Source organism: Taklimakanibacter deserti, from assembly GCA_003574785.1.
Window position 1 is genome coordinate 244053 of record QORU01000007.1, and the last position, 26182, is coordinate 270234.

Sequence of the window (26182 nt, forward strand, 5' to 3'; positions counted from 1 at the left end):
CGTCAGAACAGGAAATAGCGCTGCGCCATGGGCAGCGCGTGCATGGGCTCGCAGGTCAACACTTCGCCGTCGGCACGCACCTCATAGGTTTCGGGATCGACCTCGATATGGGGCGTCGCCGAATTATGGATCATCGATGCCTTGCCAAGGCCGCCTCTGGTGTTTTCGACGGCGATCAATTCCTTGTCGAGGCCGAAGCGCTGCTTGACGCCCTTGGCGAGAGACGATTTGGAAACAAAGGTCGCCGCGCTACGGACTGGCGCCTTGCCCAGCGCGGCAAACATCGGGCGGTAATGAACGGGCTGCGGTGTTGGAATGGACGCATTGGGATCACCCATGGGTGCTGCGGCGATCATGCCGCCGAGCAGGACCATGTCGGGTTTGACGCCGAAGAAAGCCGGCGACCACAGGACGAGGTCGGCACGCTTGCCGGGTTCGATCGATCCGACATGATGGGCGATGCCATGGGCGATGGCGGGATTGATCGTATATTTCGCGATATAGCGCTTCACCCTGGCATTGTCGTTGTCACCGACCTCTTGCGCAAGCCGGCCGCGCTGGATCTTCATCTTGTGGGCGGTCTGCCAAGTGCGGATGATGACCTCGCCGACCCTACCCATGGCCTGGCTGTCAGAGGAAATGATGGCGAAGGCACCCAGATCATGCAGGATGTCTTCCGCGGCGATCGTCTCCTTGCGAATGCGACTGTCGGCGAAGGCGATGTCCTCGGCAATGCGTGGATCGAGATGATGGCAGACCATCAGCATGTCGAGATGCTCGGCCACGGTGTTGACCGTGTAGGGCCGCGTCGGATTGGTCGACGAGGGAATGACATTGGCGAAGCCGCAGAGCTTGATGATGTCGGGCGCATGGCCGCCACCTGCCCCTTCGGTATGGAAGGCATGAATGGTCCGGCCCTTGATGGCGGCAATCGTGTCCTCGACGAAGCCCGACTCATTGAGCGTGTCGGTGTGGATCATCACCTGGACATCGTGATCGTCGGCAACAGCGAGACAGCAATCGATCGCCGCCGGCGTCGTCCCCCAATCCTCATGCAGCTTGAGCGCGCAGGCGCCTGCGTCGATCATCTCGACCAGTGATCGCGGCAAGGACGCATTGCCCTTGGCCGAGAAGCCGATATTCATAGGCAAGCCGTCCACCGCCTGAAGCATGCGCTCCATATGCCAGGGACCGGGTGTGCAGGTGGTCGCCAGCGTCCCGTGCGCGGGGCCGGTGCCGCCGCCCAGCATGGTGGTGATGCCCGACATCAGCGCCTCTTCGATCTGCTGCGGGCAGATGAAATGGATATGCGCATCCATGCCGCCGGCGGTGAGGATGCGGCCTTCGCCCGCAATCGCTTCGGTGCCGGGCCCGATGATGATGTCGACCCCGGGCTGAGTGTCGGGATTTCCGGCCTTGCCGATCCCCGCGATCCGCCCATCCTTCAATCCGATGTCGGCCTTGACGATGCCCCAATGATCGATGATTAGGGCATTGGTGATGACGGTGTCGACCGCACCTTCGGCGCGGGCGCGCTGGCTCTGCCCCATGCCGTCGCGGATCACTTTGCCGCCGCCGAATTTCACTTCCTCGCCATAGATGGTGAAATCGCTCTCCACTTTGATGATGAGATCCGTGTCGGCCAGCCGGACGCGGTCGCCCACGGTCGGACCGAACATCCGGGCATAGGAAGCTCTCGAAATCCGCGCCGGCATCAGAGCTTGCCCATCACCATGCCGCGAAAGCCATGGATCTGACGGGCACCTGCTATCGGGACGAGGCTGACATCGCGGGTCTGGCCGGGCTCGAAGCGGACCGCGGTGCCCGCCGGAATGTCGAGCCGCCGGCCCCGCGCCTTGTCGCGGTCGAAAATGAGCGCCGGATTGGTCTCATGAAAATGATAGTGCGAGCCGACCTGCACCGGACGATCGCCACTATTGGCGACTTGCAGCACCACGAGATCGGCGCCCGCATTGAGCTCGATATCGCCGGCCTTGGTCATGATCTCGCCAGGTATCATTGACGCGCCTTCCGCTCAGCGTATCGGTTCATGGACCGTCACCAGCTTGGTGCCGTCGGGAAAGGTCGCCTCGACCTGCACATCGTGGATCATCTCGGCGATGCCTTCCATCACCTGGCTGCGATCGATCACATGGGCGCCGGCCTCCATGAGATCGGCGACACTGCGGCCATCGCGCGCGCCTTCGACCACGAAGTCGGTGATGAGGGCGATCGCCTCGGGATGATTGAGCTTGACGCCCCGTTCAAGTCGCCGTCGTGCGACCGACGCCGCCATGGCGACCAAAAGCTTATCTCTCTCACGCGGCGTGAGCTGCATTGCCGCCTCTTTTCCAGTCAGACTGCCCAAACTTTCGGCAGTGCATGTCCACCGGAAAGCCTGATCGCCAGCGGAATAAGCATTTGCCTGAGCTCATAGGCCCCTTTTGCCGAGAGCCTAGCAAGAAACTTGCCAGCAAAGGCGGTGCTGGCAATGAGGGGGAAGTTTTCTCGCACGAAATCGAGATGACCTTCAGCGTCGGGCGCAAAAAGCGCCACCGTCGCCAAAGCGCGATCGCCTGCGGCAACGGCACGGCGCTGCAAGAGATCATCCACCTCGCCGTCAAATCGGACATTGTCGGCAAAGACGAGCTTGCCCTCGCGGCGGATGGCCCAGCGGTCATGCACACTGGCGTGACGGACGACCTCGCCCATGGCGGCGCGACCGAAGACGAAGGCCTCGACGATGAGGAGGCTCGCCCCCGCGGCAAGATCGGCTTCGAGGCTGCGCTCCAGCGCGCAGCCATCGAACAGGATCGTCTCCTGCGGCAGCCAGTTGAGGCGCGATTTCGTATCGAGCGTTATCTTGACCGAAAGCCGCGCCGGCTCCCCGTCGAGCGAACGGTAGATCCGCTCGCAGGCTTGGCTCACGCAAGTGAGGGACGCCGCCCTACCCGCATGAACGGACCAGGACAAGCGGTCACCGCCCGTCAGCCCCCCGGCGGTATTGATCAATACGGCTTCGCAGGCGGATGTGTCGGGCGATGAAGGAAATCGGATCTTGGCGGCGCCCGATTGATGGAGCCGGTCCAGGACCGAGCCGCGCGGCGTATGCTTGACCGAAATGCGTCCTTCAGCCTCGACGCGCTGGAATTTGGTGGAACCTGGCACAGGATCGACAATATCGGGGGCCGGCAAAATCTCAAGCTACAGATCGAGGTCGCGCCGGCCCATGACGATGACATCGCGAAGCTCATAGCCGAGCGCTGCATAGAAGCCCCGAACCTCGGCATTCTCGCTGCGGATATTGAGATTGATGGCCCAGATTCCGCGCGCCTTGAGCCAGGCTTCGGCGGCGCGCACCGTCGCCTTCCCCAGGCCCTTGCCCTGAGAGGCCGGCGCCACCGAAACATAGTAAAGCCAGCCGCGGTGGCCATCGTGACCGACCAGGACGGAAGAGACGAGCCCGCCGTCCGCTATGCCGACGAGAATTTCCGAATTCTCCTTGCCGCGGGCGAAATCGATGTCACGCCGGGGATCGTTCCAGGCTCGCACCAGGCCGCAGTCCGTCCACAAGGCGATCACACCGGCGACATCACGGTCCTCCAAGGGACGAAACGTCGTCACGACGGCAATACCTTGTTGGGATTGAGAATGCCCTTGGGATCGAAGACCTTCTTCACATCGCGCATCATCTGCAATTCGACCGGGGACTTTATCTTCATCATCAGGTCGCGCTTCAGCCGACCGATGCCATGCTCGGCGCTGATCGAGCCGCCGTGCTTCAGCACGACATCGAAGACGACGTCATTCATCGCCTGCCACTGATCGAGATAGGCGCGCTTGTCCATGCCGAGCGGCTGGCTGACATTGAAATGCAGGTTGCCGTCGCCGATATGGCCGAAGGGCATCGGACGCGCGCCCGGCATGAAGGCCTCGATGGCAACAAGCGCCTTGTCGACAAAATCCGGAAGCTCTGAAATCGGCACCGAGACATCATGCTTGATCGAGCCGCCTTCGCGCTTCTGCACCTCGACGATCGCCTGGCGAATGAACCAGATGTCCTTGCGCTGCGCCTCGGATTGGGCGATCGTCGCATCGAGCACGATGCCCTGCTCCGCGGCTTCGCCGAGAAGCTCGGTCATGAGGCCGGCAAGATCGCCCGAGCCCGACAATTCAAGCAGCACATACCAGGGGGCTGCCGCGGCGAAGGGATCGCGCACCTGAAAATGCTTGATGGTGAATTCGAAGCCGTTGCGGCGGAAAAGCTCGATCGCGGTGACCCGATTGCTGCTCCGTTGTCGGGCCAGATTCAGGAGGTCGAGTGCGGCCTTGACCGACGGCAAGGCGACGAAAGCGGTGGCGTGGTCGCTCGGATGCGGGAAGAGCTTGAGCACGGCCCCCGTGATGACACCCAGCGTGCCCTCGGCGCCAATGAACAGGTTCTTCAGATCATAGCCGGTATTGTCCTTGCGCAGGCTCTTGAGCCCGTTCCAGATGCGCCCGTCCGCCAGCACCACTTCGAGCCCCAGGCAGAGATCGCGGGTGTTGCCATAGGCCAGAACGCCGAGGCCGCCGGCATTGGTGGAAAGATTGCCGCCGATGCGGCAGGAGCCCTCCGATTCCAGGCTCAGGGGGAAGAAGCGGTCGGCGTTCCCGGCCGCCTCCTGGACGGATTTGAGCGTCGCGCCGGCATCGACCGTGATGCTGTTGTTGACCGGATCGACGGCGCGGATGCGCGTCATGCGATCGAGCGACAAAAGCACTTCATCGCCGGTCTCGAAGGGAATCTGGCCGCCGACAAGGCCGGTATTGCCGCTCTGTGGTACGATCGCCGTCTCCGCCTCACAGGCGATGGCGAGAATCTGCGAGACCTCCGCTGTCGATGCCGGTCTCAGCACCAGGGGCGATTTGCCGGTCCAGATCTCGCGCGCCTCCGCCATATAGGCCGTCATCTCGCTTGGATCCCTGATGGCATATTTGTCACCCACCACGGCGGCAAGGCGAGCCAGTGTCTCGGCGGAAGGCTTGATGGTCATCGGGACTGCTTCATCTAGGATGGGGATCGCGGCGCGGCGGCTCGTTTGAGCCGGTCATTGATGGCCTCGCCGAGGCCGTGATCGGGAATAGGCCCGACGGCAATGACCTTAGCACCTGTCGTGTCGAGCTCATGCAGCAGGCGGAAAAGATTGGCGGCTGCCTCGGTGAGATCGCCCGTCGGCGACAGATTGAACCGCGCCCCCGGCGCCTTGCCGAAAGCGAGATAGGCTTCGCCTTCCTTTGCCGCCTTGGCGTTGAGGCGCAGCTTCGCCCGCGGCGCATAATGGCTTTCGAGCTGGCCGGGCGATGACGGCTTCCTCGCGTCACCGCCTGAGCCGAGCTTGTGGCCGAGCGCCTTCTCGATGTCCTCGCGCGCAAGACCGCCAGGCCTGAGCAGTGTGGCACGCCCGCCGGTGAAGCCGATGATGGTCGATTCAAGCCCGATCGCCGATGGGCCGCCATCGAGTATGACGCTGACCTTGTCGCCAAGACCCTCGCGGACATGCGCCGCGGTGGTCGGGCTGATGCGGCCGGAAGGATTGGCGCTCGGCGCCACCACTGGCCGGCGCGCGGCCCTGAGCAGCGCCTGGGCAAGCGGATGCTTCGGCACGCGCAGCGCAATCGTCGGCAGTCCGGCCGAGGCGAGGAGCGAGACCGCGCAACCCTCGCGCCGCGGCACCACCAGGGTCAGGGGGCCGGGCCAGAATAATTTGGCGAGCTCGCTCGCCTCGATGCCGAACTCGCCATGAGCGGCCGCTTCATCGAGCGAGGCGACATGCACGATCAGCGGATTGAAGCTCGGCCGGTTCTTGGCGGCAAAGACGTGGGCCACGGCCTTGTCCTGCGTCGCATCGGCGCCGAGCCCGTAGACGGTCTCGGTCGGAAAGGCGACAAGCTTGCCCTCGATCAGGGCCTCGGCGGCATGGGTGACGGACTGGGTCAGATGATATTCCTGGTTGCAATTCGGGGAGCGTCTCTATAGCAGCTTAGGGAGGATGACGACACTAGCCGGAGCCCATGGCTTGATCGATTTCAGCCATTCCAAATAAGACCCTTCCGCTGGACGCGAACCCGCTCTATTCCTAAGCCGGTAGCCATGACGACATTGCTCATCCACCATCATGCGAGCCTCGAGCATGACAACCCGCCCGGCCATCCCGAGCGGGTGGACCGCATCAAGGCCATCAACCAGATCCTCTCGCATTCCCATTTCAAGGCGCTGAAGCGCAAGCAGGCGCCGCTGGGGCGCGACGAGGACATCGTGCGCGTCCATCCCGACGGCTATCTCGCCCAGATCCGCGAGGCCTCGCCTGAGGAAGGCTTCGCCCAGATCGACATGGATACCTTCATGTCTCCCGGTACGCTCGAGGCCGCCTTGCGCGGTGTCGGCGCGGCGGTGGCCGGCGTCGATGCCGTGTTCGGCGGCGAGGCGCATAATGTCTTTTGCGCCATGCGGCCGCCCGGCCATCACGCCGAGGCACGCCGGGCCATGGGCTTCTGCCTGTTCAACAATGCCGCCATCGCCGCGCTCTATGCGCGCGAGCGCTACGATGCGGAGCGTGTTGCCGTCATCGATTTCGACGTCCATCACGGCAATGGCACGCAAGACATCTTTTGGGCCGATGGCGATCTCTTCTATGGCTCCACGCATCAGATGCCGCTCTATCCGGGGACCGGAGCGGCATCGGAAACCGGGGTGGGCAATATTTTCAATGCTCCCTTGCGCGAAGGGAATGGCGGGCCGGAGTTCCGCGACGCCATGTCGACCATCATCCTGCCCGCTCTCGATGCCTTCGGCCCCGACCTCGTCATCATCTCGGCGGGCTTCGATGCCCATCGCGCCGATCCGCTGGGCGGTCTCAATTTCACCGAAGAGGATTTCGTCTGGGCGACGCTCAATATCATGGAGATCGCCGACAAGCATGCCGACAGCCGCGTTGTATCGGTGCTCGAGGGGGGCTATGACCTTCGGGCGCTGGCCGCTTCGGTCGCCGTCCATGTCCAGGCCTTGATCCGGGGCAGCGGCGATCTTCTGGCCAGGATCCCGGACGATGAGGATGACGACGATGGCGAATGAGAAAACCGCAATCAGCGCGATGAGCTTCGAGACGGCGCTCGCCGAGCTCGAGGACATCGTCGAGAAGCTCGAATCCGGCAAGGTCGATCTCGAATCCTCGATCTCCATCTATGAACGTGGCGAGGCGCTCAAGAAGCATTGCGAGAAGCTCTTGAAGGATGCCGAGGCACGCATCGAGAAGATCACGCTCAAGGCGGATGGCACGCCTTCCGGTACGGAACCCCTGGATCCGGGTTGACGCGCACGCGGCTCGATGAAGCGCTGGTCGCGCGCGGCCTCTATCAGACGCGCTCCAGGGCGCGCGATGCGATCAAGCGCGGCACGGTGACGGTCGACGGTCTGATCGTCACTAAACCGGCGCAGCCCGTGGCCGATGATGCGGTCATCGCCATCGCCGATGCGGCCCGCGCCTATGTCTCGCGCGCCGCCCTCAAGCTCAAGCATGCGCTGGGCCATTTCGGGCTTTCTCCTCAAGGTCTTCATTGCCTCGATATCGGCGCCTCGACCGGCGGCTTCAGCGAAGTGCTGCTGGAACATGGCGCCCGCCACGTCACCGCCATCGATGTCGGCCACGGCCAGTTCGTAAGGGCGCTCAGCCATGATCCGCGCGTCACCTTGTGGGAAGGGCTCAATGCACGCGATCTCGCGCCCCAGCATGTGAGAAAGCCGCTTCAATTCATCGTCTGTGACGTCAGCTTCATTTCGCTCAAGCTCGCTTTGCCCCGGGCGCTTGATCTCGCGGCACCGGGGGCCAGGCTCATGGCGCTCATCAAGCCGCAATTCGAGGCCGGCCGCGCGGCACTGGGCCGGGATGGTGTCGTCAAGGACGAGTTGGTGCATCGGCAGATTTGCGACGATATCGCGTCTTGGCTTAGGGTCCGTGACTGGAGTGTGATAGGCTTGGAGCCGTCGCCGCTTGCAGGCGGCAGCGGCAACAGAGAGTTCCTGATCGCGGCGGAGAAGGCAGGATGACGCCTTTCGAGAGTTTCGAATATGCGAGCCGGCAGGGCGCCCGCATCGCCTGGTATATGGGCCATTACTTCGCTTCGCGCCGCTATCGCGAGGCGAAACCCGCTCAGGAACGGAAAAAGAGCCGCGGCAAGGGGCCGGGCCGCAACTTCATCTTCGAGCAAATGGGCGCCCTCTTCGCCCGCGATCTCGCCAATGTCGGCAAGGGCCATTATCCGATGCCGCGCGATCGCGACGGCGATCTGCGCAGCCTCATCGACACCAGCCGCCGTTTCTTCGCCGACCTACCGCTCGCCGCCGAAAGGAAGGCGCAAGGCCAGGGCACCGAAATCTATTCGCCCGAGCTCGCCGAGAAGTTCCCCGCTTATTTCCTGCAGAACTTCCATTTCCAGACCGGCGGCTATCTCACCGAGGAATCGGCCAGGCTCTATGACATGCAGGTCGAGGTGCTGTTCTCCGGCACCGCCAATGCGATGCGCCGGCAATGCCTGGTGCCGATCGCCGATTTCCTGCGCCACAAGGATCAGCGCCGCATGGCGCTGCTCGACGTCGCCTGCGGCACCGGCCGCTTCCTGCGCTTCGTCAAGCAGGCCTTTCCGCGCCTCGCCGTCACCGGCAGCGATCTGTCGGCAGCCTATCTCGAGGAAGCGCGCGATCATCTCAAACCTTACAAGGCCGAGTTCAGAGCCGGAGAGGCCGAAGCGCTGCCCTTTGCCGATGCTTCATTCGATATCGTCACCTCGATCTTTCTCTTCCATGAGGTGCCGCCTCAGATTCGGCGCGCCGTCGCCCGGGAATTCACCCGGGTGCTGAAGCCCGGTGGCCTCCTCGTCTTCATGGATTCGCTCCAGCCCGGCGACATGCCTGAGGTCGATGCGATGCTCGAGGCTTTTCCGACGAACTTCCATGAGCCTTATTACCCCTCTTATCTGCGCGAGGATCTGAAAGCGATTTTCACGGAAGTGGGATTGGAGCGGGTCGAGGCCGAGCCCGTCTTCCTGTCGAAGCTGGTGACGGCGCGAAAGCCGGAATAGCTCAGCTTGCCGCGTTCTTCTCCCGCCAGGCGATGGGGCTCAGCCCGGTCACGCGGCGGAACTCGCGGTTGAAGTTGGACTTGGTCTGAAAGCCCGATTCGAACATCACCGCCGTTACCGCATGGTCGGTGTCCTGCAAAAGACGACAGGCTTCGGCAATGCGGTGATCATTGACATACTGCGAGACGTTCTTGGCTGTGAGCCGGTTGATGACGCCGGATATTTGCCGCGCCGGAATGCCGGCACGCCGTGCCAGACGGGTCAGATTGAGATTCTCGTCGCGGTAGAGCTTCTGGCCGAGCATCAGCTCATCGATGCGCGAGAGGACATTGCGGTCCTCGGCGCTGGCCGCTGACGGTTGCGGCGCTGTTTCATGCTTTGCTTCGGGCGCCGGCCGGCTCCTGCCCGCAACAGAGGCGGTGAGACCGAACAGGAAGAGCCCGAAGATGTTGGCATTGGTGACGATCAGGGCGGCATTGGCCCCTCTCGTCCATTCGAAATCGAGAGCCACGAGGAGATCGACAAGGGCGGAAAGGCAGAGGGCTACCGCGGCGATCTGCATGGCGCGGTAGGCCGGCAGTGCGCCTTCGAATCGCGCTTCGTCCAGGGCGTCGGGACCGGAGCGTCCAAGACGCAGGATGACAAAAGCATAGGCCACATAGAGGATCACCAGGACAGGATCGATCAGCATCCGCCAGGTGAAGATCAGCAGGACGATAAGAGCTGCCGGTGCGAGATGGATCACGTAATCCAGGTGCCTATATTCGTGATCGCGATGGGTGAGGCTGCGGAAACTCGCATAGACCAATGGCGGCACGATCGCAGCCAGCACCGGTCGTACGAAGCGGACTTGCTCTACACCGTAGCCCCAGTGCAGACCGACGAGAACCGATTGCAGGGCGCAAAGAGCGATGAGCGCCAGGAACGGCCGGTTGGCCGGTGCCGTGTCCTCCCCGCGCACCAGAGCGATGAACAGGATCGCCAACAGCAGGGCCACGACAAAGGGCAGAGGCACGAAAAGCAAGGATATCTCCCGACCGACCGGATTGAGGGAACAATGGCCTGAATCGCGATCCGGCACGACCTCAAACATGATCGAGGACGCTCATCCGGCCCAAGGCGGCCACAAGGGCATCTAGCCCTGCACCTCGGAGAGCCTGATGAAACCTGCACTTTTCCTTCTCTTGCTGATGATCGCGACCATGGTCGGTCAGCCGGCTCTTGCCGGGGATGTCATCGGTGTCCGCAAGATAGCGGTCGCCTCGCCCCAGCGCGGCAAGGCTCTGGCCGTCACGATCTGGTATCCGGCCCGGAAAGGCGGCAAGGAAACCTTGATCGGCGACAATAAGCTGTTCAAGGGCACGCCAGCCTTCGGCGACGCGCCGGTAGCACCCGGCCATCATCCGCTCATCCTGATATCGCATGGTTCGGGCGCCCGGATCGAGAATCTGGGCTGGCTTGCGGCGGGCCTTGTCGAAGCCGGCTTCATTGTCGCCGGCCCCAACCATCCCGGCACCACCAGTGGCGATTCGACCCCCATCGACACGCCGAAGCTATGGGAGCGCACGCAGGATCTGTCGATCATCCTGACCGCGCTGACCAGTGATCCGCAATGGAAAGGCCTCATCGCCGAGGAGAAGATCGGCGTGCTCGGCTTCTCGCTCGGCGGCGCGGCGGCGATGGAGATTTCGGGCGCGCGAGCCGACCTCGAAGCCTATGCGCGCTACTGCGATACCTACAGGGCCATGGCCGATTGCATGTGGTTCGCCGGCGGCAAAGGCTATGTCGAAGGCAAGGCGGTCGCAACCGAGAAGGTCGATCTGCGCAAGATCGACAAGAACCGCTTCGAGCAGTCAAATCTCGACCCGCGCATAAGAGCGGCGGTGCTTGTCGATCCCTCCCTGGCGCAAGCCTATGTCGCAGAAAGCCTGAAGCAGATTGCCATTCCGCTGCATTTCATCAATCTCGGCCGCCCCAGAACCATCCCGGTTGCCGTGATTGCCGACAAGCTGGCGAAGCTCGTGCCCAACAGCACCTATACGCAGGTCGACGATGCGGTGCATTTCAGCTTCCTCGCCGAATGCCAGGCCGGCGGCGCCGAGTTCTTGAAATCGCTCGGCGATGCCGACCGTCTATGCGACGATGGCGGCGTTCGGAGCCGCGCCGATATTCACACACAATTGCGGGCCATGATCGCCGAGGCGTTCACCAAAAGCCTCGATACCGCGATGTGACGGTCAGAAACACCCACGCCGTTGACCCCGAGCAGCAAATTGCTATGACTTCGAGCCCCTACATCAGAGTCTTGCAGGCACCGTGGAGGCGTGGATGGCCGAAGGACCGGGTGGCCGTGGCAGCGGGCGGCTCGACAGCTGGAAAGAGATCGCAGCCTTTTTCGGCCGCGACGAGCGGACGGTCAAACGCTGGGAGCATCGGCGTGGCCTGCCGGTACGCCGGATACCGGGTGGCGGGCGCAGCCCGGTCTATGCTTATAGGAATGACCTGGAAGTCTGGTTGCGCAACAGCAAGAAGCCCAGCCGCTCGCGTGCAATCCGGTCGGTCAAGACATCGCAACCGACCAACGATCTCTATCTGAACGGCGTCTATCTCTGGCAGAAGCGCACGCCGGCAAGCCTCGGCCAGGCTGTCGAGATCTTCACGCAGGTCATTGCCGTGGACCCGGATCATGCTCCGGCCCATGCAGGGTTGGCGACCAGCTACGACCTGATGGTGGAGCTGGACGTGGTGACGCCGGCGCACGGCTTTCCCCTCGCCAAGGCTGCGGCCGAGCGCGCCATTCTCCTCGATCCGACCCTCTCCGAGGCGCAGAGCGTGCTCGCCGACATCGAATTCTTCTGGCTCCGCCAAACCGAGCAGGGCCTCAAGCGCTTCGAGCTTGCCTTAGCCCTCGACCCCCAATCGGTCCAGGCGCTGCATTGGCACGCCGAAGCGCTCCTCTATGCCGGCCGTTTTCATGAGGCTCTCCGTCAGATCGACAAGGCGCAGGCACTCGATCCGCAATCGCGCTCAATTCTGTCGGCCAAAGCTCTCATCCTGTTTCGCGCCGGCAATCCGGCCGAGGCCGAGCGGTTGATCACGCAGCTCATCGCCAACGAACCCGACTACCTGCCGCCTTATTGGGGGCTGATCTTCATCCATCTGGCGCGTGAGGATTATGCCGGCTATCTGGCCGTGTCGGAGAGATTGTTTCGCCTGAAGGATTTCGCGGAAGGATTGGCGATCGTCGCTGCCGGCGTCAAAGGATTGCAGACCGCAGGACCGCCAGGCATGGCTGATCGGATGATGGCCACTGCCGAACCGCATTTCGGCCAAGGCAAGGTGACCGCCTATTACATGGCGCACATACACGGCTTGCGAAACGATTGGCGGAACGCTGCCCGCTTCCTCGCGGAAGCGCTGGCCAGGGATGAGGACTCGGTCGTCGACTACAGTGTCGATCCTGCCTTTCGAACGGTGCAAGCCGTCCCACAATTCCAGGCCCGCATTGCCGCGACAGCTCTGCCGGTCATCGCATGAAAAAGGCGCGGGAGTCGATCCCGCGCCTTCACAATCAGTTCGACGAATAGCCTCAGCGCTTGCCGAGGAAGCTCCAGGCAGTCGGGAACGCAACGGCCGCCAACGCCGCCTTCAACAGATCGCCCCACAGGAAGGGATAGAGGCCGAGCTCGAGGACCTTGTCATAGCCCGTGAAGTTGGCGAGCCAGAGCAGGCCCGGAATGTAGAGCACAGCGGCGCCCAGCATCATCACGCCGAACATGGTGAGCACGCGGCGGTCAAAGCCCCGCTCGGCGAACCAGCCGACCAGCGCGGCAGCGAGGACGAAGCCGATCAGATAGCCGCCCGTCGGCCCCATCAGCACGGCAGGCCCGGCGCGAAATTCAGCGAAAACCGGCAGACCCAGCGTGCCTTCGAGAACGTAGAGCGCAACCGTCGCCGCACCGAGACGCATGCCGAAAGCGGCGCCAACCGCAAGCACGGCGAAGGTCTGCAACGTGATGGGCACGAGCGGCAGCGGTATGTTGATCTGCGCGCAAATGGCGATGAAGAGGCTGCCCAGAACCACAAGCAGGGCCTGCTTCTTCCAGGATCCCGATACCTGCCAGATCCGGCTTGCCAGTGTCGTCGTCGGTGTGGTCATCTGTACCCTCTTGTTGATCCCCTGAATTCGGCCCGGACTATAGAGCGGGCCTGCCCCCGTCACAACCTGATCTTTTGGCTTCATGGCTTCGCTCAATTTCGACCGTTCATTCGATGTCCCATCTGAGACGACGATGGTGGTCTCACCGCTCATCCGCCGGGTGCTGGCGGACAATCCGGGTCCCTTCACCTTCAAAGGCACTTCGAGCTTCATCATCGGCCATGGCCAGGTAGCGATCATTGACCCCGGCCCCGCCAGTGACGCCCATCTCGCAGCCCTCCTCGCCGCCGTCAAAGGCGAGACTGTCAGCCATATCCTTGTTACCCATAGTCATCTCGATCATTCGCCGCTGGCGTCCAAGCTCAAACGCGCGACCGGAGCCGCCATCGTCGGTTATGGACCGGTAGCCGATCAGCCGGAACAAGAGGGCTTAAGGCTCGATGCCAGCATCGATGCGGATTTCGACCCCGATATCAAACTTCGTCATGGCGAGGTGATATCGGGCATAGGCTGGAGCCTCGAAGGCGTGTTCACGCCGGGCCACATGTCCAACCATATGAGCTTTGCGCTTCGCGAGGAGAAGGCGCTGCTCTGCGGCGATCACGTGATGGCTTGGTCGACCAGCGTCATTGCCCCTCCCGACGGCAATATGGGCCAGTATTTCGCTTCCTTGCGGCTCTTGCTGGAGCGCGACGACGATGTCTATCACCCGGCCCATGGGCCGTCGCGGCGCGACCCCAGACCGCTGGTCAGAGCCTATCTCACCCACCGGAGAATGCGCGAGGATGCGATCGTCACGCGGCTCAAGGCCGGCGACCGCAGCATCGAGGAGATCGTCAAGGCGAATTATGCCGATATCGATCCGAAGCTCCATGCGGCGGCCGGCCTCTCGACGCTGGCCCATATCGAGCATCTGATCGAGCGCGGCCTGGTTCGCGCAGAGCCCCGAGGGGCGGCCGGCGTACAATATTTCGCAACATAAATTGTATGTCTTTAAAGGTGGACCTCTGAAAACATCTATGCCAGAAACGCGCCGCCGGGATGTCCCCCATCCCGCGTCCGCAACCAGAGCGAATCATGAGTGAATCCAAAGGCTTAATGGCTGGCAAACGCGGCCTCATCATGGGTGTTGCCAATAACCGGTCGATCGGATGGGGCATCGCCCAAGCCTTGGCGCGCCATGGGGCGGAGCTCGCCTTCACCTATCAGGGCGATGCGCTCAAGAAGCGGGTCGAGCCTCTGGCGGCCGGGATCGGGTCCAAGCTCGTGCTGCCTTGCGACGTCACCGACATGGCCTCGGTCGACCAGACTTTCGCCGCCGTCGGCAAAGCTTGGGGCGGCATCGATTTCGTCGTCCATGCCATCGCCTTCTCCGACAAGGACGAGCTTACCGGGCGCTATGTCGATACGACCGCGGACAATTTCACCAAGACGATGTTCATCTCCTGCTACAGCTTCACGGCCATCGCGCAGCGGGCCGAGAAACTGATGGAAAAAGGCGGCGCACTCCTCACCCTCACCTATTACGGGGCGGAGAAATGGATGCCGCACTACAATGTGATGGGTGTCGCCAAGGCAGCGCTCGAAGCCTCGGTGCGCTATATGGCGGCCGATCTCGGTCCGAAGAACATCAGGGTCAACGCCATCTCGGCCGGACCGATCAAGACGCTCGCCGCATCGGGCATCGGCGACTTCCGCTACATCCTCAAATGGAACGAATATAACTCCCCTCTCAGGCGCACGGTGACCATCGATGAGGTCGGCGATTCGGGGCTTTACCTGCTCTCCGATCTCGGCCGCGGCGTCACCGGCGAGATCATGCATGTCGATGCCGGTTACCATATCGTCGGCATGAAGAATCCCGAAGCGCCCGATATCACGGTTGCGCCGAACGGTGATTGAGCCCAATCCGCCGATCTATTTCATCCGTCACGGCGAGACCGACTGGAACCGCGAAGGCCGCATCCAGGGCCAGATCGACATCCCGCTCAACGATAACGGCCATCAGCAGGCGATTGCCATTTCGCGCGGCCTCAAGAATTTCCTGCGCGACACCAAGATCGACCTCTTCGTCGCGAGCCCGCTGACGCGTACCCGCCAAACCATGGGTCATCTGCTGCGCGAATTCGACCTGCCCGAAAATCGCGCGGAGAGCGAGCCCGCCATGCTGGAGCTCGCCTTCGGCATCTGGGAAGGCCATTTCTTCAAGGACCTCAAGACGGATTCGCAATATCCGAAGAACCTCGAAGAGCGCTTCCGCTGGCGTCCCCCGGACGGCGAAAGCTATGAGGAAGGCCTCGAGCGCGTCAGGCAGTGGATCGGTCGCATCGACGGCCCGACCGTCATCGTCGCGCATGGCGCCATCGGACGCTGCCTGATCGGGCTTGTGTCGGATCTTCCCCCCGCTACTCTCATCAAGACGCCGACACCGCAAGGGCATTTCTGCCGGCTTCAGGACGGACGCATCGACTGGTTCGACACCGAGGGCAATCCCAAGGGAGATTTCCGGGCGTAAACGGTAACGCTCCCGCTATTTGACGCCATCGCCATTGCGCCTTAAGCAGTGGCCCATGTCGTACAACAGCTTCGGCCACATGTTCAGGATGACGACCTTCGGCGAAAGCCACGGGCCGGCGATCGGCTGCGTCGTCGATGGCTGTCCGCCGGGGATTGCGCTCGCCGAAGCCGACATCCAGATCTTTCTCGACAAGCGCAAGCCCGGCCAGTCGCGCTTCACCACGCAACGGCGCGAGCCGGACCAAGTGAAGATCCTCTCCGGCGTCTTCGAGGACGACCGCACCCCTGGCCAGGTGACCACCGGCACGCCGATCGCGCTCGTCATCGAGAATGTCGATCAGCGCTCCAAGGACTACACTGCGATCCGCGACAAGTTTCGTCCCGGCCACGCCGATTACACCTACCTTGCCAAATATGGGGTGCGCGACTATCGCGGCGGCGGACGGTCCTCGGCACGCGAGACGGCGGCGCGGGTCGCGGCCGGCGCCATTGCGCGCAAGATCATCCCGAACGTCATCGTGCGCGGCGCCCTGATCCAGATCGGTCCGCACAAGATCGACCGCATCCATTGGGACTGGGATGAGGTGGAGCGCAATCCGTTCTTCGCGCCCGACGCGTCCATCGTCGAGCCGTGGTCGCAATATCTCGATGAGGTGCGCAAGGCCGGATCGTCCTGCGGCGCCATCATCGAAGTGGTGGCGAGCGGCGTGCCGGCGGGCTGGGGCGCCCCCATCTATGGCAAGCTCGACCAGGAGATCGCCGCGGCAATGATGAGCATCAATGCGGTGAAAGGCGTCGAGATCGGCGCCGGCTTCGCCGCAGCGACGCTGTCCGGTGAAGAGAATTCCGACGAGATGCGCGTGCGCCACGGCAAGACCGAGTTCAGCACCAATCATGCCGGCGGCATATTGGGCGGCATCTCGACCGGCCAGGAGATCGTGGTGCGCTTCGCGGTCAAGCCAACCTCGTCGATCCTGTCGCCGCGCAAGACGGTGACGTCAACCGGCGAGAACACCGACATCATGACGACCGGCCGCCATGATCCGTGCGTCGGTATCCGCGCCGTGCCGGTGGGCGAGGCGATGCTCGCCATCGTTCTTGCCGATCATTTCCTCAGGCATCGCGGCCAGATCGGCGCGTGATTGTCCTGGGGCGCATTGTCCACATAGGAGATATGCATGGTCCTGTCCGTCAAGCAGCTCATGAGCGATGCCAATGCAGTCGTGCCGAAGATCAGCGTCGATGAGGCGCGCAAGCTCGTGACGAAAGAGAATGCCCTCCTTGTCGACGTCCGTGACGGCACCGAGCTCGCCAAGACCGGCAAGCTCAAGGGGGCCGTGCATGTGTCGCGCGGCATGATCGAATTCCGCGCCGATGCAGACACGCCCTATCACGATCCGCAGTTCCGCAAGGACCGGCCAGTCGTTCTTTATTGCGCCTCGGGCGGCCGTTCGGCGCTCGCCGGCAAGGTGCTTAAAGACATGGGCTACAGCAAGGTGCACAATCTCGGCGGCTTCAAGGACGCAGCCGACGGCGGCTTCGACACCGAGCCGGCCTGACGTCGCCGATCAGCGGAACAGACGCGCCGTCCGACCGTTGCCTTTGCGCATGTTCGACGGTTTCGAGACTGCGGAGGTCAAGACGGGAGAAACGGCGGTCTTCCTGCGCCGTTCCGGCGAAGGACCGCCGCTTCTTCTGCTGCATGGTTTCCCGCAAACCCATCTGATGTGGCGCGATGTGGCGCCGCTCCTTGCCCGCCGGTTCACCGTCATCTGCGCTGACCTCCCGGGCTACGGGCGAAGCGGCTGTCCGCCTTCCGCTGCAGACCATGCTCCCTATTCCAAACGGACGACGGCGGCCGGCATGGTGCGCGTCATGGAGCATCTTGGCTTCCGGCAGTTTGCCGTCGCGGGACATGATCGCGGCGGCCGGGTGGCCTATCGTCTGGCGCTCGACCATCCCGAGCGAGTGAACAGGCTTGCGGTGCTCGACGTGGTGCCGACCGGCATGGCCTGGGCCCGCGCCGACGCCGATTTTGCGGTTGGCTTCTGGCCCTGGTCGCTGCTGGCGCAGGACGAACCCTTGCCGGAACGCATCCTCAGCACCAATGCCGCCGACATCGTCGATAGCGCGCTCGACCATTGGGGCTCTGTCCCTGAGACCTTTCCTCCCGAAATTCGCAGCGCCTATGCCGGGGCCCTGCGCGACCCCCGGCATGCCCATGCCATTTGCGAGGAATATCGCGCCGCCGCCGCGATCGATCGCGATCATGATGAGGCAGACGAGAAAGCGGGGCGGCGCATCGCCTGTCCAGTGCTGGCGCTGTGGAGCGGCAAGGGACCGCTCAACAGCTGGTATGAGAAGGAAGGCGGTCCCCTCGGCCTATGGCGGACATTCGCCGATCAGGTCAGCGGCGAAGCCGTGGAGGGCGGGCACTTCTTCCCGGAGGAATTGCCCGAGAAGACGGCAGATGCGCTCGCTCGTTTTCTCTTGAAAGATTAGAACAGCGACAGCTGATCGACCTCAGTCGCTGGGGGCTTCGGTGCCGGCGTGCGGCGCTCGAGCTCGACCGGCGCGACGATCAAGGTCGGATCAGAATGCGACAGCACGGCATCGATCATCCGGTCCGCTTCGACGCTTTCATTGGCGAGCCAGTCGTCGTGGAGATGCTCCGCGACGACCACCGGCATGCGCGGATGGACCGCGGCCATGGGCGGCAATGAAGCGGTCGTGACGATCGCCGCCGTCTCGAGCTCGCTGCCATCGGGACCCAGCCAGTGTTCCCAGAGTCCCGCGAAGGCGAAGGGCCGACCATCGGCGCGCGTGACCTCAAAGGCCTGCTTGCGTCCGAGCTCACCCGACCATTCATAATAGCCATCGGCCGGAATGAGGCAGCGCCGCCGGCGTATCGCATTCTTGAACGAGGCTTTCTCCAGGATCGTCTCGATGCGGGCATTGGTCAGTGGCTTGCCCGGCGCCACTTCCTTCGCCCAGGACGGAACGAAGCCCCAGCGCACCAGTGCAAGGTGACGGGCATTCTGCTCCATGCGCACGATGGCGATCGGACTGCCCGGCGATATGTAAGGGCGCGGCGGAAAATCATGCTCCTCCATGTAATGGAGCAGCTCGCGCAAATGGTCGGGCCTGGCCTTCAGCCTGAAAAGATTGCACATGCGCCTTTGTTGTCCGAAAGGTCTGAGTCTGTCAAAGCCCGGCCGATGGTTTCACCAGGAGACCGTTGAGCATCGTCTTCAGCGCCTGCACCGCCCGCTTCGATGCCTTTTCCGGATCCGCGGCATTGGCGATCATGAGCGAGGCCTGCAGCGTCGCACCATTGATCATATAGGCCATGGCCTCGGGATCGACGGCAATGATCGTTCCTTCTTCCGCCAGGCTCTTCAAAGTGCGCGCCATGTTGCGGATGCATTTGCCCTGCTCCGGCCATTGCGAAGGATCGCCGAGGACGGCCGGGCCATCGCGCAGCACAATGCGCTGGATCTCGGGCTCGAGCGCCATCTCGACATAGGCGACACATTCATCGACGAAGCCCTGCCAGCGCGATGGGGCCTTCTCAGACGCCGCGGCGAGCCGCGCCGACATCTCGCCATCGATCTCGGCGATGACGGCGCGCAAGAGCCCCTCCTTGTCGCCGAAATGATGATAGAGCGCGCCCCGGGTCAGGCCGGCCGCGGCGGTGAAATCATCCATGGACGCTTCGGCATAGCCGACCGTGCCGAAGGCTTTCCGGGCGGCTGAAACCAGCTTTGCCCGTGTTTCGGCAATCATCTCGGCGCGCGGTCTATGGGCCATTGCTCTCACAATCACATACGGTACGTATATTATTTGACATACGTCCCGTATGTCCCTATATCAATCATATACATTCCGTATGTATGTGATTTGGACGCGAGAATCCAGGAGTTTGTGATGACCAACCCCTATCGCGAGATTTTCCGGGCCCCGGGCACCGTCGGCTTTGCTTCCGCCGGTTTTGTCGCCCGGCTCCCGATCGCCATGGTCCCCATGGGCCTCGTGGCCATGCTGTCGCAAACCCACGGCGAATATTGGCTGGCGGGTGCCGCGTCCGCCGTCTTCGCCCTCACCAATGCGCTAATCTCGCCGCAGGTCTCGCGCCTCGTGGACCGGCACGGGCAGCGGCGCGTACTGGTTCCCGCGACAATCGTCTCGGTCATCGCCTTCATACTCTTGCTTGCTGCCACTCATTTCCGGTGGCCGAGCTGGACCTTGTTCGCCTTCGCCATACTGGCCGCCCTCATGCCCAGCATGCCGGCGATGATCCGCGCCCGCTGGAGCGAGATCTATCGCAACACGCCTCAGCTCAATACCGCCTTCGCGTTCGAATCGATCGCCGATGAGGTCCTCTATATGACGGGCTCGGTCCTGTCGGTCGGCTTGAGCGTCGCCTGGTTTCCCGAAGCCGGACCGCTGATGGCGACGATCTTCCTCGCTATCGGCACCGCTCTGTTCGTGATCCAGACGGGGACCGAGCCTCGCCCGCATCCGGTCAGCCAGGCGCGAGGCCAATCGGCAATCGCCTCGTGCCCGCTGCAGATCATCACCTTCGCGCTCATCGCGCTTGGCGCTCTGTTCGGGACGGCCGAGGTCACGGTCATCGCTTTGGCCAAAGCATTCGGCGCCCCCGCCGCCGCGAGCTTCATCCTCGCAGGCTATGCCGGAGGCTCGCTGGCGGTCGGTCTCGTCTTCGGCGTGCTGAAGCTCAAAGCCAGCCTGGCGCAGCAGTTCGTGACCGCCAATCTCGTCGCCGCCCTGACCACGCTACCGCTCCTGTTCATCGCCAATATTCCGATGCTGGCGCTCTTGCTGTTTCTCGCCGGGGCATCGGTGTCACCGACGCTCATCACGGCCTTCGCCCTCATCGAGCAGCGCATTCCCGCCGCCAAGCTCACCGAAGGCATGACCTGGGCGGTAACCGGCATCGGCATCGGCATGGCGGTCGGATCATTCGCCTCGGGCTATGTCATCGATACTTTCGGCCCGGCAAGCGGCTTCTGGGTGTCGGTGGCGGCGGGCGCTACCGCCCTTCTCACCGTCACGCTCGGCTATCGGATATTGGCCGGCCAAGAGAAAGGCCCGAGGCCAGTCGAGATGCCGGCGCCAGGCGAATAGTAGAAGCGCGAGGCCCGTCTAACCCTGACGGGCCCGCGGGCGTGCTTATCAGCCTTTGCCGCGCTTTTTGGCCGCCTTCTTCTTGGCGGCCTTCTTCTTGGCCGGCTTCACTTTCTTTACGGCCGCCGTGAGCTTGGCGCGATCGTTTCCGACCTTGTCGATGAGCGCCCGGGTCTCAGCAGCGCTGATACCATGCTTCCTGGCGAAATAGGCCACCTCATAGGCTTCGCCCTTCGCCACCTTCGAGCGATCGGCCTTGCCGCGGGCCTTCTTGTTGTCAGCCATCATCATCTCCCTTGTTGCCTGCTTCAGGATCGGCATCCTGAGTCGCGCAACAAAAGTAATGCATTGGCGCAGTTGCGTCACCTGCTACGATGGCCGGATGAGCAACGAGAAACCCTTGCCGCGAATCGGAGTCAGCGCCTGCGTGTGGCGCGACGGCAAGGTCCTGTTGGTCGAGCGCGGCAAGGAGCCGTGGAAAGGCAAATGGAGCCTGCCCGGCGGCGGTCTCGAATTCGGCGAGACGGTGCGCGCCGCGGCCCATCGCGAACTCGCCGAGGAAACCGGTATCGAGGCCGATCTCAGCAAGCTTGTCGATGTCGACGATGCCATCACGCGCGACGCGAAGGGTACTGCGGTCGCGCATTATTCGATCGTCTGCTTCACTGGCCATTGGCGCCGGGGTGAAGCCGAGGCACGGGACGACGCCACAAATGTGCAATGGGCCGAGGTCGAGGCGCTCGACCGGCTCGACATGACGCCGGGCACCGCGGCCTATATCCGCCAGGCCTGGCAATTATTAACGACTTGAGTCAAAAAAAGACGCCGCCGTTAACCCTTTCCTAAGGATGGGGTAGTTCGGCCACATTGCTCTGATAAATTTCAAATTGTCAGTGATTCGGTTGGTGGGCAGGCCGTCGCCGGTGGAACGGGCGTCGGCATTGCGGATGGATGGAATGGACAAAGAAACTCATAAGCTGCCGGCATCCGAGCCTCAGGCCGAGCCCAAATATGCGGCCCTGCGCTACATCATGGAGGCCTGGGAAGAGGCCGTCTTTGACGGCATCGATCCCGATTGCGTGGCGACCGCCGCGATCTTCGCGGCCATGTCGGATCTCGTCACCACCTATGGCGAGGAGCCGGTGGCGCGCCTGGCCGAAAGGCTGCCCGAACGCATCCGGGCGGGCGAGTTCACCATCAACAAGACCCGGCAGTAGCATCTTCAATTAACCTTCGTCTTTCGGCCGCGACCGGGGCATAAGACCGCCATGGCGCGCTACAAGATGACCATCGAATATGACGGCGACCCCTTCGCCGGCTGGCAGCTGCAAGCCAATGCGCCGACCGTCCAAGGCGCGCTCGAGGACGCCTTCTTCACCCTTACCGGCACAAGGCCCACCGTCCACGCGGCAGGACGCACCGATGCCGGCGTCCATGCCAGGGGCCAAGTGGCGCATGTCGATCTCGACCGCCTGTGGGATACACGCGTGCTGCGCAACGCCATCAACGCCCATTTGCGCCCGCATCCGATCAGCGTGCTCGCGGTCGAGACGGTGACGGATGACTTCCATGCGCGCTTCAAGGCCGTCCGCCGCCACTATCTCTACCGCATCGCCAACCGGCCGGCACCGCTGGCGCTCGAGCGCGGCAAGGCCTGGTGGCAGCCGGTCGCCCTCGATCATCGGGCCATGCATGACGCCGCGCAAGCGCTTGTCGGCAAGCATGACTTTACCACCTTCCGCGCCGCCGAATGCCAGGCGCAATCACCGATCAAGACGCTCGACCGCATCGCTGTGACGCGCCAAGGCGACATGATCGACATCACCGTCGAAGCCCGCTCGTTCCTGCATCATCAGGTGCGCTCGATGGTCGGCTCGCTCAAGCTCGTCGGCGACGGCAAATGGCCCATTGGCGAAATTGAGGCCGCTCTCCTCGCCCGCGACCGCACCCGTTGCGGCCCGGTAGCGCCGCCGACCGGCCTCTATCTCATGCGCGTGGACTACTAGATTGCTCGGCCTGCGCCTTGGTCGTCATCAGCACACCGACGACGCTGATCACGGCGCCGATCCAGGTCAGGAGCTGGTAGTGCTCGCCCAGAAAAATGACGCCGGAGCCGAGGCCGATCGCCGCCGCGACATAGCCGATCTGGCTCAGATAGACCGGGCCGCCGACCGCCTGGAGGCGGAAGAAGACGGAGAACATCATCGAGGCTGACACAACCTGCGCCAGGACCAGGAGCGGCATGTGGGGCAAAAGCGCGAATGATCCGGCCTGGCCCGTCAGGCCAAGCCCCAGAAGCAGCATGAGTGCTGCGGCCACATGGCTCCCGGCCGCAAGCTCGATCGGGCCGGACCCCTCAGGCCAGTCATAGGTCCGGTAGATATTGCCGATGGCGAGGCATACCGGGATCAGGAGACCGATCAGCACCCAGACGATATCCGCGGGCCTTCCGGCTTCGCCCCGCGTCAACGTCACGATCAGCGCGCCGGCAAAGCCGACGATGATGCCGGCGATGCCGAGCAGATTGGGCTTCCTGACGCCGAGCAGGAGCGCCAGCACCAGCGTGATCACTGGGGAGAGCGTGTACATGATGCCGGTATAGCCGGCCCCCAGATGCGGGATCGCCGAAAACAGCAGGAAATTGGGCAAGGCGTAGGATATCGCGGCAGTGATGACGAAATAGCGCAGCCGCCGGGCGGTCAGCGGAAAGAGCTTGCGCCTGAGGGCGAGAGCGAGGAGCAGCACCGAGCCCGCGCCGCAAGACACGATGAAGGCCCACAGCATGCCCGGAACACCACGCTCGGTCGCCATCTTGCCGAAAGGCAACATCAAGCCGAGCAAGCCGCCGGCTATCATCAGGAGGCCGAAAGCCGAATTCCACAGAGCCTTCATTACCGATTCACTGGATCAACGCGCCGAGCCCGTAGGTCAAGGCAAATTCGGCCACCACGAAGACAAAGGCGATCGGTGCAGTCGTCTGCAGACCGGCTTTGGCGACATACCAGCTCACATAGAGGGAGAAGATCAGAGCCGCATTCGCCAGAATGACGAAAAAAAGCAGATGCGGGATGAGCATGAGAGCCGTCATGGGGACCTGCATCCAGTTATAGATGATCATATAGCGCACGTAGTTCTGCGCCACACCGGTGACCCGCGCCAACACCGCCGCCACCAGCGGCCAGAGCACGATGCCCGCCAGCAGATAGAGATAGCTGACGCCGAGCCGCAATTCGTGGAGCCCTTCACCGGCCGTGGCCGCAACCTCATTGGCTCTGTCGTGGGTCGAAACAAACATCGGATAGGCGAGGACAGAGACCGGCACGATCACGGCAAAGGAGCGCCAGAAGCCTTCGATGGTGAGGTTGAAATCCTCGAATGCCGCAGGGTCCCGCCACAAGAGTCGCCAGCAGCCGCGCATGGCCAGAAGCCCCTCTTCGAGCAGCGTCACGCGGGCGTCCGTCCGAGATAGGCTTCGATGATGGTGCGGTAGATCTGGGCAAGATTGCGCAGATCGGCAATCGCGATCGCCTCATTGACCTGATGAATGGTGGTGTTGGGCGGACCGAATTCCAGAACCGGGCAATAGTCCTTGATGAAGCGGGCATCGGACGTGCCGCCAGAGGTCGAAAGCTTGGCGAGGACGCCGGTCTCCTCTTCGATCGCATCGATCACCACGCCGACGAAGGCGCCGGGCTCGGTGATGAAGGCCTCGGCGCCATGGGTAAAGTCGAGGACGAAGCTTCCGCCCATCTCGCGCTCGACGCTCCCGCATATCTCCCTGACGCTCGCGATGAGCGTGTCATGCGTGTGCTCGGTGTTGAAGCGGATGTTGAACCGCGCCTCCGCCCGCGCCGGTATGACATTGACGGCGGGATTGCCGACATCGAAGGTGGTGAAGGCGAGCGTCGTCGGATCGAAGCGGTCATTGCCGTCGTCGAATTTGTACGCTGAGAGCCGGTCGACCAGGCGGGCGAGCTTGGGGATCGGATTGTCGGCCTTGTGGGGATAGGCGACATGACCCTGGACGCCGCCGATCGACACGTTGACCGTCAGCGAGCCGCGCCTGCCGATCTTGATCGTGTCGCCGAGCTTCTCGGTCGAGGTCGGCTCGCCGACGATGCAATGATCGGGAACATGGCCGTTCTCCTTCATCCAGGCGAGAACCTTGCGCGTGCCGTTGATGGCGGGCCCCTCCTCATCGCAAGTGATCACGAGCGAGAGCGAGCCGGTGAAGGTGCCGGCCTGCACCGCATCGGCGGCCGCCGTGGCGAAGGCCGCGATCGAGCCCTTCATGTCGGCGGCACCCCGGCCATAGATGAAGCCCCCTTCCTGGTGCGCCGAGAAGGGCGGCGCCGCCCAGTCCTCCAGCCGTCCCGGCGGCACGACGTCGGCATGGCCGGCAAAGCACAGATGCGGCGAACCCTTGCCGAAACGGGCGAAGAGATTGTCGACGTCGGGCGTGCCTTTTTCGGAGAAGACAAGCCGCTGGCACTGGAAGCCGGCAGCGCTCAGATAGGCCGCAAGGCAATCGAGCGCACCGCCTTCGTTGGGCGTGACGGAGGGGCAGCGAATCAGGTCGTCGAGAAGCGGAAGCGGATCGGTTTCCATTGGCGCAATCTAGCTACAAAAATAACGCCCGGCCACAAAGACCGGGCGCATGACGGACCAGCAGAATTGCGAGGTGCCGGCTTACTTCGCCAAGGGATCGGGTCCGTGCTGGTTGGGACCGTCAGTACCCTTGAGGATGCCCATCTCGACCAAGGCCCAGATGCCGACGGCGAGGCTGGCGAGGCTCAACACCCAGCCCAAGCCTGACTGCGTGGGAATAGCGACGCCGCCCATGTCGGCGGTCGTCATGGTGATGCCGAGAATGCCGCCCAGCACCGAGAGAACAGTAGGCGCCCAGAAGATATAGGCGAAATAGCTCGGCCGGTCGCGATCGTTCAGCCGCTTGATCCACAAGGCGGTCGTCGGATAGGCGATGATGGCCAAGAGAACCAGTTGAATGATGGCGGCGGTGCGCATGAAGGACGCGAGCTGCGCCGGATCGGTCGGCAGCGAAGCGCCGAAGATCGCCGCCAGGATGAAGTAGAGAAAGACCGCCAAGATGGCCAGAATGATGGTCCCGATCCACCATTTGGCGCGATTGATCCGGCCGGCAAAGCCGGTGAAAATCGACATGATATCCATTGAACCCTCCTAATTGAGCCAAGGCGACTCACCTCACTTGGCTCAACTATG

General features: G+C 63.0%; 32 protein-coding genes. 16 read left to right on the forward strand and 16 right to left on the reverse strand.

Annotation, left to right across the window (positions count from 1 at the left end):
- Window positions 1-2 precede the first annotated feature (2 nt).
- The 7 genes from ureC to DS839_RS16540 are packed head-to-tail and all read right to left on the reverse strand — an operon-like array spanning window position 3 to window position 5980.
- On the reverse strand, window positions 3-1715 hold the full coding sequence (gene ureC / locus DS839_RS16510; RefSeq protein ID WP_119271540.1) for an urease subunit alpha: 1713 nt from the start codon (window positions 1713-1715) through the stop codon (window positions 3-5).
- Complete coding sequence (locus tag DS839_RS16515) at window positions 1715-2020, reverse strand: urease subunit beta (RefSeq protein WP_119271541.1); 306 nt, start codon at window positions 2018-2020, stop codon at window positions 1715-1717. Before DS839_RS16515 ends, ureC begins: the two co-directional genes overlap by 1 nt.
- 15 nt (window positions 2021-2035) lie before the next feature.
- Window positions 2036-2338 carry an urease subunit gamma gene (locus DS839_RS16520; protein ID WP_119271542.1) on the reverse strand — a complete coding sequence of 101 codons (303 nt, stop codon included), beginning with the start codon at window positions 2336-2338 and terminating at the stop codon, window positions 2036-2038.
- Between the two features lie 17 nt (window positions 2339-2355).
- Complete coding sequence (locus DS839_RS16525; RefSeq protein ID WP_162918594.1) at window positions 2356-3168, reverse strand: urease accessory protein UreD; 813 nt, start codon at window positions 3166-3168, stop codon at window positions 2356-2358.
- Between the two features lie 36 nt (window positions 3169-3204).
- Window positions 3205-3624, reverse strand: a complete 420-nt coding sequence (locus DS839_RS16530; RefSeq protein ID WP_119271544.1) for a GNAT family acetyltransferase — start codon at window positions 3622-3624, stop codon at window positions 3205-3207.
- The gene (locus DS839_RS16535) at window positions 3621-5036 is read right to left on the reverse strand and encodes an FAD-binding oxidoreductase (RefSeq protein ID WP_119271545.1); all 1416 of its coding nucleotides are present in this window, start codon (window positions 5034-5036) and stop codon (window positions 3621-3623) included. The genes DS839_RS16530 and DS839_RS16535 overlap by 4 nt, the downstream gene beginning before the upstream one ends.
- Window positions 5037-5050: 14 nt before the next feature.
- Window positions 5051-5980, reverse strand: a complete 930-nt coding sequence (locus DS839_RS16540) for an L-threonylcarbamoyladenylate synthase (protein ID WP_119271546.1) — start codon at window positions 5978-5980, stop codon at window positions 5051-5053.
- Window positions 5981-6133: 153 nt separating this feature from the next.
- On the opposite strand from DS839_RS16540, the gene DS839_RS16545 reads away from it, so the two are divergent.
- Genes DS839_RS16545 through DS839_RS16560 form a run of 4 tightly spaced genes read left to right on the forward strand, consistent with a single transcriptional unit; the run spans window position 6134 to window position 9117 of the window.
- Entirely contained in the window at window positions 6134-7114 is a 981-nt protein-coding gene (locus tag DS839_RS16545; RefSeq protein WP_119271547.1) for a histone deacetylase family protein, read from the forward strand.
- Entirely contained in the window at window positions 7095-7352 is a 258-nt protein-coding gene (locus DS839_RS16550; protein WP_119271548.1) for an exodeoxyribonuclease VII small subunit, read from the forward strand. The genes DS839_RS16545 and DS839_RS16550 overlap by 20 nt, the downstream gene beginning before the upstream one ends.
- Window positions 7349-8086: a TlyA family RNA methyltransferase gene (locus DS839_RS16555; protein WP_119271549.1), complete on the forward strand. Its 738-nt coding sequence runs from the start codon at window positions 7349-7351 to the stop codon at window positions 8084-8086. Before DS839_RS16550 ends, DS839_RS16555 begins: the two co-directional genes overlap by 4 nt.
- Entirely contained in the window at window positions 8083-9117 is a 1035-nt protein-coding gene (locus DS839_RS16560) for a class I SAM-dependent methyltransferase (RefSeq protein ID WP_119271550.1), read from the forward strand. Before DS839_RS16555 ends, DS839_RS16560 begins: the two co-directional genes overlap by 4 nt.
- 1 nt (window position 9118) lies before the next feature.
- Here the strand turns inward: DS839_RS16560 and DS839_RS16565 are convergent, their stop codons facing one another.
- Window positions 9119-10132 (reverse strand): helix-turn-helix domain-containing protein, encoded by a 1014-nt coding sequence (locus tag DS839_RS16565; RefSeq protein WP_368911698.1) that lies wholly within the window; start codon window positions 10130-10132, stop codon window positions 9119-9121.
- 145 nt (window positions 10133-10277) lie between these two features.
- On the opposite strand from DS839_RS16565, the gene DS839_RS16570 reads away from it, so the two are divergent.
- Window positions 10278-11351 carry an alpha/beta hydrolase family protein gene (locus DS839_RS16570; RefSeq protein ID WP_119271551.1) on the forward strand — a complete coding sequence of 358 codons (1074 nt, stop codon included), beginning with the start codon at window positions 10278-10280 and terminating at the stop codon, window positions 11349-11351.
- A 94-nt stretch (window positions 11352-11445) separates the two neighbouring features.
- Complete coding sequence (locus tag DS839_RS16575; RefSeq protein ID WP_119271552.1) at window positions 11446-12654, forward strand: CDC27 family protein; 1209 nt, start codon at window positions 11446-11448, stop codon at window positions 12652-12654.
- A gap of 52 nt (window positions 12655-12706) precedes the next feature.
- Here DS839_RS16575 and DS839_RS16580 read toward each other — a convergent pair whose 3' ends face one another.
- On the reverse strand, window positions 12707-13276 hold the full coding sequence (locus DS839_RS16580; RefSeq protein WP_119271553.1) for a biotin transporter BioY: 570 nt from the start codon (window positions 13274-13276) through the stop codon (window positions 12707-12709).
- Between the two features lie 82 nt (window positions 13277-13358).
- Between DS839_RS16580 and DS839_RS16585 the strand changes: the two genes are divergently transcribed.
- The 6 genes from DS839_RS16585 (at window position 13359) to DS839_RS16610 (ending at window position 18295) form a co-directional block, all read left to right on the forward strand.
- On the forward strand, window positions 13359-14258 hold the full coding sequence (locus DS839_RS16585; protein WP_119271554.1) for an MBL fold metallo-hydrolase: 900 nt from the start codon (window positions 13359-13361) through the stop codon (window positions 14256-14258).
- A 95-nt stretch (window positions 14259-14353) separates the two neighbouring features.
- On the forward strand, window positions 14354-15178 hold the full coding sequence (gene fabI, locus DS839_RS16590) for an enoyl-ACP reductase FabI (RefSeq protein WP_119271555.1): 825 nt from the start codon (window positions 14354-14356) through the stop codon (window positions 15176-15178).
- A complete protein-coding gene (locus DS839_RS16595) occupies window positions 15171-15791 on the forward strand; it encodes a histidine phosphatase family protein (protein ID WP_162918595.1) in 621 nt (206 codons plus the stop codon). The genes fabI and DS839_RS16595 overlap by 8 nt, the downstream gene beginning before the upstream one ends.
- Window positions 15792-15846: 55 nt before the next feature.
- Window positions 15847-16935, forward strand: a complete 1089-nt coding sequence (gene aroC / locus DS839_RS16600) for a chorismate synthase (RefSeq protein ID WP_119271557.1) — start codon at window positions 15847-15849, stop codon at window positions 16933-16935.
- Window positions 16936-16971: 36 nt separating this feature from the next.
- Window positions 16972-17352, forward strand: coding sequence for a rhodanese-like domain-containing protein (locus tag DS839_RS16605; protein WP_119271558.1), 381 nt, complete (start codon window positions 16972-16974; stop codon window positions 17350-17352).
- A gap of 49 nt (window positions 17353-17401) precedes the next feature.
- Window positions 17402-18295 carry an alpha/beta fold hydrolase gene (locus DS839_RS16610; RefSeq protein ID WP_119271559.1) on the forward strand — a complete coding sequence of 298 codons (894 nt, stop codon included), beginning with the start codon at window positions 17402-17404 and terminating at the stop codon, window positions 18293-18295.
- Here the strand turns inward: DS839_RS16610 and DS839_RS16615 are convergent.
- Together DS839_RS16615 and DS839_RS16620 are read right to left on the reverse strand one after the other, a co-directional pair.
- Entirely contained in the window at window positions 18292-18966 is a 675-nt protein-coding gene (locus tag DS839_RS16615) for an SOS response-associated peptidase (RefSeq protein ID WP_119271560.1), read from the reverse strand. The two genes, DS839_RS16610 and DS839_RS16615, sit on opposite strands and share 4 nt — an antisense overlap.
- Window positions 18967-18997: 31 nt before the next feature.
- Entirely contained in the window at window positions 18998-19603 is a 606-nt protein-coding gene (locus tag DS839_RS16620; RefSeq protein ID WP_119271561.1) for a TetR/AcrR family transcriptional regulator, read from the reverse strand.
- 117 nt (window positions 19604-19720) lie between these two features.
- On the opposite strand from DS839_RS16620, the gene DS839_RS16625 reads away from it, so the two are divergent.
- Window positions 19721-20941: an MFS transporter gene (locus DS839_RS16625; protein WP_119271562.1), complete on the forward strand. Its 1221-nt coding sequence runs from the start codon at window positions 19721-19723 to the stop codon at window positions 20939-20941.
- Between the two features lie 48 nt (window positions 20942-20989).
- On the opposite strand, the gene DS839_RS16630 is transcribed toward DS839_RS16625, so the two are convergent.
- Entirely contained in the window at window positions 20990-21226 is a 237-nt protein-coding gene (locus DS839_RS16630) for a DUF3606 domain-containing protein (RefSeq protein WP_119271563.1), read from the reverse strand.
- Between the two features lie 97 nt (window positions 21227-21323).
- Between DS839_RS16630 and DS839_RS16635 the strand changes: the two genes are divergently transcribed.
- The 3 genes from DS839_RS16635 to truA all read left to right on the forward strand — a co-directional run bounded on the left by DS839_RS16635 (window position 21324) and on the right by truA (window position 22947).
- A complete protein-coding gene (locus tag DS839_RS16635; protein WP_162918596.1) occupies window positions 21324-21752 on the forward strand; it encodes an NUDIX hydrolase in 429 nt (142 codons plus the stop codon).
- 145 nt (window positions 21753-21897) lie between these two features.
- Entirely contained in the window at window positions 21898-22158 is a 261-nt protein-coding gene (locus tag DS839_RS16640; protein WP_119271565.1) for a hypothetical protein, read from the forward strand.
- A gap of 51 nt (window positions 22159-22209) precedes the next feature.
- Window positions 22210-22947, forward strand: a complete 738-nt coding sequence (truA, locus tag DS839_RS16645; RefSeq protein WP_119271566.1) for a tRNA pseudouridine(38-40) synthase TruA — start codon at window positions 22210-22212, stop codon at window positions 22945-22947.
- Here truA and DS839_RS16650 read toward each other — a convergent pair.
- The 4 genes from DS839_RS16650 to DS839_RS16665 all read right to left on the reverse strand — a co-directional run bounded on the left by DS839_RS16650 (window position 22928) and on the right by DS839_RS16665 (window position 26131).
- Entirely contained in the window at window positions 22928-23833 is a 906-nt protein-coding gene (locus DS839_RS16650; protein ID WP_119271567.1) for a DMT family transporter, read from the reverse strand. The two genes, truA and DS839_RS16650, sit on opposite strands and share 20 nt — an antisense overlap.
- 7 nt (window positions 23834-23840) lie before the next feature.
- Window positions 23841-24389, reverse strand: a complete 549-nt coding sequence (locus tag DS839_RS16655) for a hypothetical protein (RefSeq protein WP_119271568.1) — start codon at window positions 24387-24389, stop codon at window positions 23841-23843.
- Complete coding sequence (gene dapE, locus DS839_RS16660; protein WP_119271569.1) at window positions 24386-25549, reverse strand: succinyl-diaminopimelate desuccinylase; 1164 nt, start codon at window positions 25547-25549, stop codon at window positions 24386-24388. Before dapE ends, DS839_RS16655 begins: the two co-directional genes overlap by 4 nt.
- A gap of 81 nt (window positions 25550-25630) precedes the next feature.
- Complete coding sequence (locus tag DS839_RS16665; protein WP_119271570.1) at window positions 25631-26131, reverse strand: DUF805 domain-containing protein; 501 nt, start codon at window positions 26129-26131, stop codon at window positions 25631-25633.
- Window positions 26132-26182: the final 51 nt, after the last annotated feature.

What these genes read in the sequence shown, in the direction of transcription:
- DS839_RS16630 (WP_119271563.1), bottom strand. Translation starts at nt 21,226, where the DNA reads ATGGCTGACAACAAGAAGGCCCGCGGCAAGGCCGATCGCTCGAAGGTG.
- ureC (WP_119271540.1), bottom strand. Translation starts at nt 1,715, where the DNA reads ATGCCGGCGCGGATTTCGAGAGCTTCCTATGCCCGGATGTTCGGTCCG.
- DS839_RS16520 (WP_119271542.1), bottom strand. Translation starts at nt 2,338, where the DNA reads ATGCAGCTCACGCCGCGTGAGAGAGATAAGCTTTTGGTCGCCATGGCG.
- dapE (WP_119271569.1), bottom strand. Translation starts at nt 25,549, where the DNA reads ATGGAAACCGATCCGCTTCCGCTTCTCGACGACCTGATTCGCTGCCCC.
- DS839_RS16585 (WP_119271554.1), top strand. Translation starts at nt 13,359, where the DNA reads ATGGCTTCGCTCAATTTCGACCGTTCATTCGATGTCCCATCTGAGACG.
- truA (WP_119271566.1), top strand. Translation starts at nt 22,210, where the DNA reads ATGGCGCGCTACAAGATGACCATCGAATATGACGGCGACCCCTTCGCC.
- DS839_RS16665 (WP_119271570.1), bottom strand. Translation starts at nt 26,131, where the DNA reads ATGGATATCATGTCGATTTTCACCGGCTTTGCCGGCCGGATCAATCGC.
- DS839_RS16650 (WP_119271567.1), bottom strand. Translation starts at nt 23,833, where the DNA reads ATGAAGGCTCTGTGGAATTCGGCTTTCGGCCTCCTGATGATAGCCGGC.
- DS839_RS16615 (WP_119271560.1), bottom strand. Translation starts at nt 18,966, where the DNA reads ATGTGCAATCTTTTCAGGCTGAAGGCCAGGCCCGACCATTTGCGCGAG.
- DS839_RS16550 (WP_119271548.1), top strand. Translation starts at nt 7,095, where the DNA reads ATGACGACGATGGCGAATGAGAAAACCGCAATCAGCGCGATGAGCTTC.
- DS839_RS16570 (WP_119271551.1), top strand. Translation starts at nt 10,278, where the DNA reads ATGAAACCTGCACTTTTCCTTCTCTTGCTGATGATCGCGACCATGGTC.
- fabI (WP_119271555.1), top strand. Translation starts at nt 14,354, where the DNA reads ATGAGTGAATCCAAAGGCTTAATGGCTGGCAAACGCGGCCTCATCATG.
- DS839_RS16605 (WP_119271558.1), top strand. Translation starts at nt 16,972, where the DNA reads ATGGTCCTGTCCGTCAAGCAGCTCATGAGCGATGCCAATGCAGTCGTG.
- DS839_RS16560 (WP_119271550.1), top strand. Translation starts at nt 8,083, where the DNA reads ATGACGCCTTTCGAGAGTTTCGAATATGCGAGCCGGCAGGGCGCCCGC.
- DS839_RS16575 (WP_119271552.1), top strand. Translation starts at nt 11,446, where the DNA reads ATGGCCGAAGGACCGGGTGGCCGTGGCAGCGGGCGGCTCGACAGCTGG.
- DS839_RS16640 (WP_119271565.1), top strand. Translation starts at nt 21,898, where the DNA reads ATGGACAAAGAAACTCATAAGCTGCCGGCATCCGAGCCTCAGGCCGAG.
- DS839_RS16625 (WP_119271562.1), top strand. Translation starts at nt 19,721, where the DNA reads ATGACCAACCCCTATCGCGAGATTTTCCGGGCCCCGGGCACCGTCGGC.
- DS839_RS16535 (WP_119271545.1), bottom strand. Translation starts at nt 5,036, where the DNA reads ATGACCATCAAGCCTTCCGCCGAGACACTGGCTCGCCTTGCCGCCGTG.
- DS839_RS16635 (WP_162918596.1), top strand. Translation starts at nt 21,324, where the DNA reads ATGAGCAACGAGAAACCCTTGCCGCGAATCGGAGTCAGCGCCTGCGTG.
- DS839_RS16580 (WP_119271553.1), bottom strand. Translation starts at nt 13,276, where the DNA reads ATGACCACACCGACGACGACACTGGCAAGCCGGATCTGGCAGGTATCG.
- DS839_RS16620 (WP_119271561.1), bottom strand. Translation starts at nt 19,603, where the DNA reads ATGGCCCATAGACCGCGCGCCGAGATGATTGCCGAAACACGGGCAAAG.
- DS839_RS16545 (WP_119271547.1), top strand. Translation starts at nt 6,134, where the DNA reads ATGACGACATTGCTCATCCACCATCATGCGAGCCTCGAGCATGACAAC.
- DS839_RS16515 (WP_119271541.1), bottom strand. Translation starts at nt 2,020, where the DNA reads ATGATACCTGGCGAGATCATGACCAAGGCCGGCGATATCGAGCTCAAT.
- aroC (WP_119271557.1), top strand. Translation starts at nt 15,847, where the DNA reads ATGTCGTACAACAGCTTCGGCCACATGTTCAGGATGACGACCTTCGGC.
- DS839_RS16610 (WP_119271559.1), top strand. Translation starts at nt 17,402, where the DNA reads ATGTTCGACGGTTTCGAGACTGCGGAGGTCAAGACGGGAGAAACGGCG.